Below are 10,141 nucleotides of genomic sequence, written 5' to 3' on the forward strand. Positions count from 1 at the left end.
CCATCGACTGAGCTACCAGCTGATCGCTCGTCTCGGGCAGTGCCCCTGCTGCGGAAGGGCGGGCGTAAAGCTACTCTTGTGACACAGTAAGACTAAGGGTCAGAGATCGGCGAAATTCAAAAAGCCGGCGGCTTAGCCTCTGCTTGTCCGGCTGCAAATGCTGCGCACTTGGCATTCAACGCGAACTTAGATCAAACTTTCCCGTGAAGCCCCATCGTAGTCCCGACGATTGCCTTCAATTCGGCTCCAGTTTTCGCGGATCCACGACGTGAACCCCTCCAACGCCGGCAGCATGCTGGCGCCCATGTCCGTCAACTCGTACTCAACACGTGCAGGCATCTCGGGGTACTGATGGCGGCGCAACAAGCCGTCGCGTTCCAGGTTGCGCAGCGTTAGGGTGAGCATGCGCTGGGTGATGCCTTCGATGCCAGCTTTGAGCGCCGTGAACCGCAGCCGGTGGTCAGGGGCTACGGCAAGGTGCGAAATAACCAAAATCGTCCACTTGTCGCCGAGCCGCGCCAGCACGCTATGCGGGGCGCAAGGCGTGAACAAGGGACCACTCGGCGTTTTGGTGTAGGGACGTCCGTGCACAAAGGCGCCTTGAGCGTTTTTGGTATCAGTATTTTCTGTTTTCGCTGGTACCATTTTTGTGCCTTAGGTTAATGGTGGTGCCCACCAACGCTTGCAGCTTCGATTCGCTCCAATCGTTGCTCTTTTTAACAAGGGGCAATAGTAATGGGCAATGAAGTTTTGGTTTTCGGTGCCACGGGACAGCAGGGTGGATCGGTGGCGTGGGCGCTACTAAAGGCAGGGTGGCGAGTCCGTGCGCTCGTGCGAAACCCGAATAGCGCCGGGGCGCTGGCGTTGCGCGATGCGGGAGTCACTCTCATAGAGGGCGAATTCGCGGACGATCGTGCCATGCGCCAGGCCATTGAGGGCGTGCATGCCGTCTTCAGTGTGCAGCCTAGTTCGGGGCAGGGTGCGGTGTTGGGACTGAGCGATGAGGAAGAAGAGCGTTTTGGCATCGCCGTTGCCGAGCTTGCCGCGCAAAATGGCGTGCAGCATTTGGTTTACTCAAGCACAAGCGCGGTGAGCAGCGGGCCCACGGGCATGGGTCATTTCGATAGCAAGCTGCACATCGAAGATCACATCCGCAAGCTGCCCATCAACGCCACCATTCTGAGGCCAGCAGCATTCATGGAAATGCTGCTTATGCCAGGCTTCGGACTGGATCAAGGGGAGTTCAATTTTTTCATGCGGCTGGACCAGCCTATGCAATTCATCGCCGTGCAAGACATCGGTGCGATCGTCGCAGCCGTTCTGGCTGACTCCGCGCGTTTTGGCGGCGCGGCATTCGAGATCGCAAGCGCTACTGCCACGGGCGCAGACCTGCAGGCGCTATTTAGCCAAGCCGCAGGTCGGCACATTGCCTATGCGCGCTTTTCTGACGAGGTCTTGGCGGGGAATGCCTTCCTGCGGCGGCTCACCGAGTTACTGGACGCTGGCCCGTTGGTTGGTCATGCTAATTTGCCAGCCCTGCGGAAGCTGCATCCGGGGCTCCAGACCTTTGAATCGTGGCTTCATGGGCAAGGACGAAAGGCGTTTGAGAACGCGCTGGGCGCGGCCGGGGCGTGGGCCTATGGCACTGCCAACAAGGAGTAGCGATTGGTGAAAGTGAGCTCAGATGACTTGGCGCTCACGGCCAACCGGCCTTTGCCAATCTTCGCTGATCAGCCGTAGGGGCAGGCGGACCTAACTCAGACCACTATGCAGGAAAGCGTGCTTCGCACCGAGATATGAAAGACGTCAGACGCTTTTCCCCGACTCCATGGTCGACGCTCGTCGTCAGCAACGAGCGGTCGGTAATCACCACCCGCGTTGCATCCAGCACGTCACGGAGCGAGACGAGGTTTTGTCTATCGGCGAGGAGCGGTCCCGGGCAATGTTCGCAACGAAGCAGCGGTTGACGCAAGTTGCGCTCCCGAACCAAGCCGCGCCGGGCAGCACTTGGTGCCGCGCCAGTCGAATTTGCGCGTCCAGTCAGTGAAGTCCGCGCCGATGCTCTCGCCGCCGCCGGCCAGCAACCAGCCCAGCTGCACTGAAAACAGCACGATGATCATCAGGCTCAGTCAGAAGCCCAGCGTGGCATAAAGCAGCTGTGTCAGCACCAAGAGCGTGAGGTCCTGCCAGCGGCCCAGGCGCGTGTCCGCGTGCGGACTGCAGTGGGCAGGTTCATGGCGCCACCGCCCCGCTCGGCGCGACCAGGCGAATCCCCACGTCGCCTTCGCGTTCCAGTTGCGCCACGAGGCCGATTTCCCAGTCGAGGTATTGCTGGAAGCCGGCGTCCCGCTTGGTGAGGTCGGCATGCATATAGGGGCTGTACCAGTGATCATCATCGCCGGTCAGCACGCCTTCAGGGCCGGTGGCAGTAGGCAGCCGCGCGGCCGACCAGGCCTGGGTGCCGCCCGCGACGGCGCGCACCGTGCGCCCGGTGCGCTGCGCCAGTTCGGCCGCCACAGTGCGCGCGAGCACGCCGTCGGACGAGGTGAGCACGATCACCTGAGAGACAGGTAGGTCGGCGGTTAGCTCCTGCAGCCGATCGGGCACCGCGAAGCGCGCACCCGCCACGTGACGTCGTTCGAAGGCCGATCGTCGTTCCACGTCGAACACCACCGCGGTGCCGGCCTCCAGCGCCGCGGCCGCCTCGCGCGGCGCGATGTCGGGGGTGAAGGCACGCAGCGCCAGCACGCGCACGGGTTCGGGCCCGAGCACCAGCACCGGCAGAGCGGGCGGAGACAGCACGAACACCTCGTGCCCGCCCAATTGCGCGAGCCATGCGCCAGTGGTCAGCGCGCGCACGCCGTCCCAGTCGGCCAGCACGATGCGCGCATGCCGCGTGCCCACGTATTCGTCGGTGGCCTGCACCACCTGGCCGCCGGGCGCCCAGCGCCAGCCTTCCAGGTGGCCGGCTTCGTACTCCTGACGGGTGCGCACGTCGAAGCGGTAGAGCGAGCGCTCGTCGGACTCGGCTTCGGCCTCGAAGCGCGCGAGCGCGGCCGCGCCGATGCGGCGCACGCCGGCGCGTGCGGCCAGGTCTTCGGCACGGGCGCGCGCGCTCTTGCGCGTGGCCTCGCTCGGCTCAGGCAGCGGCGCGGCGCGGCCGTGCGACAGCCGACGGCCGGCCAGCAGCCAGGCCATGGTGCCGTCCTTCAACGACACGACCTTGTTTGGAATGCCCGCGTCGATGAGCGTCTGCGCGCCCACGATGCTGCGCGTTCGCCCGGCGCAGTTCACCACCACCAGCGTCTCGGGCCGAGGCGCGAGTTCCTGAATGCGGTAGACCAGTTCGGCGCCCGGCAGGCTGTGCGCGAAGGGCAGGCTGAAGTCGGCAAACTCCTCGGGCGTGCGGCTGTCGACCACCACGATGTCGTCGCCGCGCTCCACGCGCGCGTGCAGGTCGTCGACTGAGATCCAGGGCGTGTGTTTCTGATGCTCGATGACCTCGCCAAAGGCCTTGCTCGGCACGTTGCTGCCGCTGAAGAGTTCGTAGCCCGCAGCGGCCCAGCCTTCGGTACCGCCCGCCAGCACCGATACGTTGCGCCAGCCCAGGCGCACCAGCTTGGCGGCGGCTTCATGCCCGAGCGATTCGTCGGCGTCGGCCAGCACGATGCGCGTGCCGCGGCGCGGTACCAGGCGATCGATCTGCACTTCGAACCGCCACAGCGGCGCCGAGGCAGCCAGCAGGATGTGGCTGCGCACGAAGACGCCGGTCTCGCGCACGTCGAGCAGCGCGATCTCTTCGCCATCTTGCAGCGCGGCCTTCAGCGCCTGGGGTGTGATGGCTGGATGGCGGATGTTCTTCGGCGGCGCGAAATGGCGGAAGCTTCCGCCCTCGGTGCCTTCAAACACCACGCGACGGTCGAGCAACTGCAGCGCACGGCCGTAGAAGTGCAGATGGCGGCCGTCCTGGCCGTCGATGAGCTCGATGGTGTGCACATCGTCTGGCAACAGCACCACGGCGCTGCCGGAGGCCACGTCCACGGTGCGTGTCTGCACCAGCGTGTCGCGCGACGCATCCGAGGTTTTCTCGCGGCGGTAGAGCACATTGCGCTCGTTGCCCTCCACGCCGGCAATCACGGCCCAAGTCGTGTGGTCGTGCGGCGGCTGAGCTTTGCCCGCCAAGCCCGCCGACAAGTACAGCGCAAAACCGCCGTCGGCGTCTTCCGCCAAGCGGTAAACCTGCGCGGGGCGGGCCGCGTCGAGGGGGAAATGGGCGGCCGGGAACAGCGACTTCTGCCGGCCAAGCGCAATCAGCGCATCGGCCACGGCCTGCAGGGTCTGCTTGTCCGCGGTGCCAGCAAGCAGGCCGCGCGCCTGAGTCAGAAAGGCGTCGATGGCGCACGCACGCGCGCTGGCAATGTCGTTGCCCGGGGTTTCCACGGGGAGATCGGTGAGGCTCATGGGGACTTTCGGAATGTCGTGAGATTCGTCGGAATGCTGGGGCGGTCCCGGGATGAGGGTACGCAGACGCACGCGAGGTCCCAACGAAGTTTTTCTTCTACGCATATCCGGTTTGCTTCCTTGGGCAGGGTCCGGGGCGCCCCTAGATTGGTACGGATGAAAACGATCACTTCATCCCATGCGCTTTGCGCGCCTCGCGCGCCCCGGCGCGTCCTGCTGCTTGGCGCCCTCGCCTTCACCGTGTTCCACCCGCTCGCCTATGCCGACAACGGGGCCGGCTTTCCCTCCAAGCCCGTGCACATCGTGGTGCCGGTGGCCGCGGGCGGAAGCGCCGATAAGCTCACGCGGCTGATCGCGGAGCGCCTCTCCGACAAATGGGGCCAGTCGGTGGTGGTCGAAAACCTCGCGGGCGCCAGCGGCACAATCGGCGCGGCGCGCGTGGCCAAGGCGCCGGCCGACGGCTACACGCTGCTGCAGCAGGGCGAAGGCCTCACGCTCAACGCCATTCTTTTTGACCGCTTGCCCTACGACGGGCAGAAGGCCTTCGCGCCGGTGATCAAGGCGGTGGTGAATCCGCAGATCCTGGTCGTCAACCCGAAGACCGGCATCAACGATTTCCGCAGCTATCTCGCGCGCGCAAAGGCGCAGCCGCAATCGATCAGCCTCGGACTGCCCGGCAACGGCGGCATCGCCCACGTGGCGCACGAAATGATCGCGCAGGACACCGGCGCCCAGGTCAACTACATCCCCTACTCCGGCGGCGGCCCGGCCACGCTGGACGTGCTCGCGGGCCATGTGGACGCGACGCTGATCACGCTGGCCGCCGTCACCGACCACGTGCGCGCGGGCAAGCTGCGCGCGCTGGCGGTGACCACCTCTTACCGTTCGGCGGCGCTGCCCGACGTGCCGACAATGTCGGAGGTCGGCTTGCCGGGCTTCGCGGTCGAAAGCTGGCAGGGCTACTTCGCGCCCGCGGGCACGCCGGGCGCGGTGGTGGCGAAGATCAACCGTGACATCCAGGCGGTGATCTCCGCGCCGGAAACCCGCGCGAAGCTCGAGGACATGGGTTTCAAAGTGGCCGGTGGATCACCGGGCGACATGGCGCGCACGTTCGCTGCCGAGCGCGTGCGCTACGCCAGGACGATCCAGACCGCAGGCATCACCTTGCGCTAACGAAACAATGCCGGTATCAGGCGGCAAGCTGCTGCACTCCGGCCTGCCAGATGGCAGCGGCGTAGAGCGTCTCGTCGAAGTCTGCGGGCACGTCGGCGCGGGTGCGCGCCTCGTGCAGCGCGAGGTCCGCCAGCAAAAGGTCTTCACTGATGCGGCGCACCACTGCGGGCACGTAGCCGCGCATGCTGGGTACATCGCCCAGCGGCAGGCCGGTGCTCGCGAAGCCGCCTGGGTTGTAAGTGTGGATGTCGCGCAGCCAAGGCGCGGCCCCGGGGGTCTTCTCGATGTATTCGAGGCCCGCACCCAGGTATGGGGCGGCGCCCAGTTCGTCGTCGCGTTCTTGTGCGGATGGGGTAAAGCGATCGCGCCACCGCAGCACCAGATCGGCAACGCCGGCCAGCTCGGGGCGGTGCGACAACTCGTGTGTGTAGCCGGTGCCGGCAATCGCGAAGTCGAAGCGGAAGGTCTCGTCGAGCACTGTCACGACAACCTGCCCATCGCACACCTGAGCGCCCCGCCACGGCGCGGACAGGTGCAAGTGAAAGTTGGGGAACTTCAGGACGCGCTGCACCGAATCCGGCGGCGGCGTAGTCCCCAAGCGCCGGTATCGCGCTGCATGGTGCCAGCGCGCGGCGTCGGGCAACGCGAGGTAATTGTCGTAGAAGCCCGGGTATCCGCGCACGCGCGCCACCGGCGTAGCAGCGATGTGTTCGCGACGCGAGAACAGATGCACGGCGGCGGCACCGTTCTCCAGCGCCACGGCCGCCGCATCGAAGGCCGAAGCGGCGGCGCCGATCACGGCCACCGTCTTACCGGCCAGCGCCGCAAAGTCAATCGCATGGCCGGTGTGAGCCGCGAGACCCTTGCTCACGGCTGTGGTCAGCAGATCGGGAATAAAGGGCGCGCCGCTGCCGGCCACGCCGTTCGCAAAGATGAGCTTGCGCGTGGTCTCGATGTGCAACGTGCCGCCCACCTCGAGATGCAGCCTGAAGTGCGGCACCGCACCGTTCAACACCGGCTCGAACCGAACCAAGCGCGTGCCGTAGCGTACCGCCGTGCCGGTGATGCCACGGAACCAGTCGAGATACTCTGCCCAGGCGGTGCGCGGAATGCGGTCGATGGCGGCATAGGACTCCCGCCCGTGCCGCGATTCGTACCAGGCCTGAAAGCCCAGCGCGGTGACCGGACCTTCGGGCCCGACCAGGTTCTTGAGCGTGCGCAGCCTGTGCATGCGCGCCCGCGTGAGCCACACGCCGGATTGCGCTGCATCGGCCGCCGCATCGATGACGCTGACGCCGCCGATGCCCGCGCGCTGCAGCGCGAAAGCGAAGGCGCTGCCGGTCTGGCCGCCGCCGACGACGACCACGTTGTGGTCGACGCCGTCGTGCGTGGGCACCCAGTCGGCGGGCGCAGGGCCCAGCAGGCGCAATGCTTCCTGCGCAGCGTGATCGAGGTTGGACGTGGAGGGGATGCTCATGGTCGGACGCTTGTCGCTTTGAATGATGTCGCTCGGATCCGGTTGGGGTGGGCAGTGCTCAGACTTTCCGGCGCTCGGTCAGTCCGTCGCGACGGGCCGCGCCTTCGCGCAGAAGCGGCACCAGCGCGCGGCCGTAGTCCTGTGCGTCGGTGCGCGGATCGAAGCCGCGGAACAGGAAGTTGCTCACGCCCACGTCGTAGTACGCGAGCAGCGATTCGGCCACCTGCTCGGGCGTCCCGACGATGGCGGTGGTATTGCCGGGTGCATTGGTGGCCGCGGCCACGCTCATGAAGAGGCGCTCGTCAAGCACCTCGCCTTGCTTGACCAGCGCGAGCAGGCGGCGCGAGCCTTCGTTCTCCGCGGTCTCCGCAGGCGGCTTCACGCCACCGAACACCTTCGACTTGCCGCTCCAGAGGCCCACCTCGCGCGTGGTCTCTGCGATCTCGCGGGCCTTCTTCCAGGCCCCCTCCTCGCTGTCGGCCACGATGGCGCGGATCGAGATGCTGAAGCCCGGATTGCGGCCATGGCGCGCGGTGGCGGCGCGCACGCGCGTCACCAGTTCGCGCGTGCCGTCCAGCGTTTCGCCCCAAAGCGCGTAGAGGTCCGCATGCTTGGCCGCCACCTCGATGGCCGGGTCCGACGCGCCGCCGAAGGAGATCGGCACGTGCGGCTTCTGCAGCGGCTTGAGTTCGGAGAAAGCCGAAGCGAAGCGGTAGTGCTCGCCTTCGTGATCGATCGGCGTCTCGCTGGTCCAGATTCGGCGCAAGATGTCCAGGTACTCGTCGGTGCGCGTGTAGCGCGCATCGTGCGTGAGGTAGTCGCCGTCGCGCTGCTGCTCGGCGTCGCGCCCGCCGGTGATGATATGCACCCGCAGGCGGCCACCGGTGAAGTGGTCGAGCGTGGCGAGCTTACGCGCCGCGAGCGTGGGCGACACGAAACCCGGGCGATGCGCGAGCAGGAACATCAGGCGCTCGGTGACGCCCGCCGCGCGCGCCGCGGTCAGGAAGTTGTCGGCCCAGCCCGCGTTGTGTGGCAGCAGCACGCCGTCGAAGTCCGCATCTTCATGCGCCTTGGCGGTGCGCTCGATGTGCGGAATGTCAAAGGCTGGGCCTTCGGCCGGAATGATCTCGGAGAACAGGCGAGGGTAAAGGGTGCCGTATAGCTCGATGGTCATTGAGTGTGTTGCTGGTGTGCGAATGAATGAATGCTCAGGCCGTAATGCCCGCGGCTTGGATCACACGGTTGTTGACGTCGATTTCAGCCTTGAGCAGCGCGGAAATTTGGGGAATGGTCAGCGGCTGAATCTCCACGCCAAGCGCTCTGAGTTCGGCCGCCGTGTTGGCATCGCGCGCGAGTTCGACGAACTGCCGGTGCAGCTGCTGCACGACGGCTGGAGGCGTCTTCGCGGGCACGGCGGCCAGGAAGAAATTGGTCGCCTCCCAGCCGGGCAGGCCCGCCGCCTCAATAGTCGGTACACCCGGCAGGTCGGGCGACGAGGTGGCGCCCGAGAACGCCAGTGCCCGCAGCTTGCCGCTGCGCACATGCTGCACGGCCAGCGGATCGAGCACTAGCTGCACATGGCCTGCGACCGCATCGGTTACCGCCGGCGCAGAGCCGCGGTAGGGCACGTGCACGATGTCGATGCCAGTGCGCAGCCGCAGGTATTCGCCTGCGATGTGGCCGGCCGTGCCGTTGCCGGCGGTCCCGTAGTTGATCTTGCGCGGGTTCTTCTTCGCGTAATTGATGAACTCAGCCAGCGTGTTCGCGGGCACTGATGGATGGACCGCGACGACGAAGCGGATGTGCCCGAGAAAACCCACGGGAATCAGGTCAACGAGCGGATCGTACGGGGCGCCCAGCACCTGCGGCGCCGAGCTTAGATTGCCGCTGGACGCGTTGAGCACCGTGTAGCCATCGGCCGGCCCCTGTACAACGAAGTGGGTGCCGATGGTGCCGCCTGCGCCGCCGCGGTTGTCGACGATCACGGGTTGCGAAAACTTGGCTGCGAGCTTGCGGCTCACGATGCGTGCAACGAGGTCGTTGGTGCCGCCCGGCGGATAAGGGGAGACGTAGTGGATTTGCCGTGCCGGAAAGCCCTGCGCCCACGAAAGGGGGGGGCTGAGACCGGCGAGTGCGGCACCGGCCAAGGTCGCACCGGCAAACCGTCGGCGAGAGAAGCGAGTATTCATGATGCGCCCGTGTATGAAATGAAACGGCTCTCGTGGGGCCCGCTGAACGTCGTGGTCAGAACGACGAGGAAACACTCACCCTCGAAGGCAAGCGCAGCCATTCTTCAGACATCGCCGCGAGAAGCGAAGCACGTATTCCGCATACGTTGATCTGTTTTTGTTATTTGGATTCGGCCGGACTGCGCGATAGCCGATGCGTCATCCCAATCCCTCCAAGCCGACGGAGACCTTCGCGGAAAGCCTCGCCGCCATGTCTCATGTCTTCACCGACCATCCGATGTCAACGGCTGCAGCCCGCCGCGCTCGCCCAGGCGATAGCAAGCGACCGCTATCCGGTCGGTTCGTTGTTGCCCACTGAGTTCGAGTTGTGCGACTTGTACGGCGAGAGTCGCTATGCGGTGCGAATGGCACTGGACGAGCTGCGGGAACAGGGGCTTATCTCACGCAAGAAGAATGTGGGTTCGCGCGTGGAGGCCGCACGCACGACGACGGGTTTTCTGCAGTCACTCGCTTCGGTCGAAGACTTGCCCGATTCAGTGCCACCAATCTGCGCGCGGTGCATTCCATTGAGGAAGTGGAGACAGGAGAGGTGCTGGCCAAAGACCTCTGCTGCGCGCGGACGCCGTTGGGTGCGTATCTCGCCTGCGATTCTGACCTGCCCCCTCTTGCCGGGCCATTCATAACGAGGAAGTCCGGAGTTGCAAGATTAATTGATCTCGGTGGTGTTTGAACTGGGTCGAGCTGCCTCGCCAGCGCGCTGGCGATGCAGCTCGGCGAACTTGGCTGGTGGCATGCGATTGCAACTGCTGTGCGGCCTGACCTCGTTGTAGTCCTGCCGCCA

At 65.7% G+C, this 10,141-nt stretch carries 10 protein-coding genes; 3 read left to right on the top strand and 7 right to left on the bottom strand.

The window, feature by feature from the left end; genetic code table 11:
- Positions 1-186: 186 nt before the first annotated feature.
- Positions 187-645, bottom strand: coding sequence for a winged helix-turn-helix transcriptional regulator (locus BM004_RS40140; RefSeq protein ID WP_093222485.1), 459 nt, complete (start codon positions 643-645; stop codon positions 187-189).
- Between the two features lie 90 nt (positions 646-735).
- Here BM004_RS40140 and BM004_RS40145 point away from each other — a divergent pair, with 90 nt between their 5' ends.
- The gene (locus BM004_RS40145; protein ID WP_093222488.1) at positions 736-1,662 is read left to right on the top strand and encodes an NmrA/HSCARG family protein; all 927 of its coding nucleotides are present in this window, start codon (positions 736-738) and stop codon (positions 1,660-1,662) included.
- Positions 1,663-1,916: 254 nt separating this feature from the next.
- Here BM004_RS40145 and BM004_RS41265 read toward each other — a convergent pair whose 3' ends face one another.
- Together BM004_RS41265 and BM004_RS40150 are read right to left on the bottom strand one after the other, a co-directional pair.
- Positions 1,917-2,120: a hypothetical protein gene (locus BM004_RS41265; protein WP_143072695.1), complete on the bottom strand. Its 204-nt coding sequence runs from the start codon at positions 2,118-2,120 to the stop codon at positions 1,917-1,919.
- A gap of 112 nt (positions 2,121-2,232) precedes the next feature.
- Positions 2,233-4,461, bottom strand: a complete 2,229-nt coding sequence (locus BM004_RS40150; RefSeq protein WP_093222490.1) for a rhodanese-like domain-containing protein — start codon at positions 4,459-4,461, stop codon at positions 2,233-2,235.
- A 156-nt stretch (positions 4,462-4,617) separates the two neighbouring features.
- On the opposite strand from BM004_RS40150, the gene BM004_RS40155 reads away from it, so the two are divergent.
- Complete coding sequence (locus tag BM004_RS40155; RefSeq protein ID WP_371271254.1) at positions 4,618-5,634, top strand: tripartite tricarboxylate transporter substrate binding protein; 1,017 nt, start codon at positions 4,618-4,620, stop codon at positions 5,632-5,634.
- 16 nt (positions 5,635-5,650) lie between these two features.
- Here BM004_RS40155 and BM004_RS40160 read toward each other — a convergent pair whose 3' ends face one another.
- The 3 genes from BM004_RS40160 to BM004_RS40170 are packed head-to-tail and all read right to left on the bottom strand — an operon-like array spanning position 5,651 to position 9,300.
- Positions 5,651-7,111, bottom strand: coding sequence for a SidA/IucD/PvdA family monooxygenase (locus BM004_RS40160; RefSeq protein ID WP_177206797.1), 1,461 nt, complete (start codon positions 7,109-7,111; stop codon positions 5,651-5,653).
- A gap of 58 nt (positions 7,112-7,169) precedes the next feature.
- Positions 7,170-8,285 carry an LLM class flavin-dependent oxidoreductase gene (locus BM004_RS40165; RefSeq protein ID WP_093222492.1) on the bottom strand — a complete coding sequence of 372 codons (1,116 nt, stop codon included), beginning with the start codon at positions 8,283-8,285 and terminating at the stop codon, positions 7,170-7,172.
- Between the two features lie 34 nt (positions 8,286-8,319).
- Positions 8,320-9,300 (bottom strand): Bug family tripartite tricarboxylate transporter substrate binding protein, encoded by a 981-nt coding sequence (locus BM004_RS40170; protein ID WP_093222494.1) that lies wholly within the window; start codon positions 9,298-9,300, stop codon positions 8,320-8,322.
- A 257-nt stretch (positions 9,301-9,557) separates the two neighbouring features.
- Here BM004_RS40170 and BM004_RS40175 point away from each other — a divergent pair, with 257 nt between their 5' ends.
- Complete coding sequence (locus tag BM004_RS40175) at positions 9,558-9,983, top strand: GntR family transcriptional regulator (RefSeq protein WP_093222498.1); 426 nt, start codon at positions 9,558-9,560, stop codon at positions 9,981-9,983.
- A 23-nt stretch (positions 9,984-10,006) separates the two neighbouring features.
- Here BM004_RS40175 and BM004_RS41270 read toward each other — a convergent pair.
- Positions 10,007-10,141, bottom strand: a 135-nt coding sequence (locus tag BM004_RS41270; RefSeq protein WP_143072696.1) for an integrase core domain-containing protein, incomplete at its 5' end; no start/stop codon positions are given.

This window comes from Variovorax sp. OK212, assembly GCF_900112425.1.
Taxonomy (GTDB): domain Bacteria; phylum Pseudomonadota; class Gammaproteobacteria; order Burkholderiales; family Burkholderiaceae_C; genus Variovorax.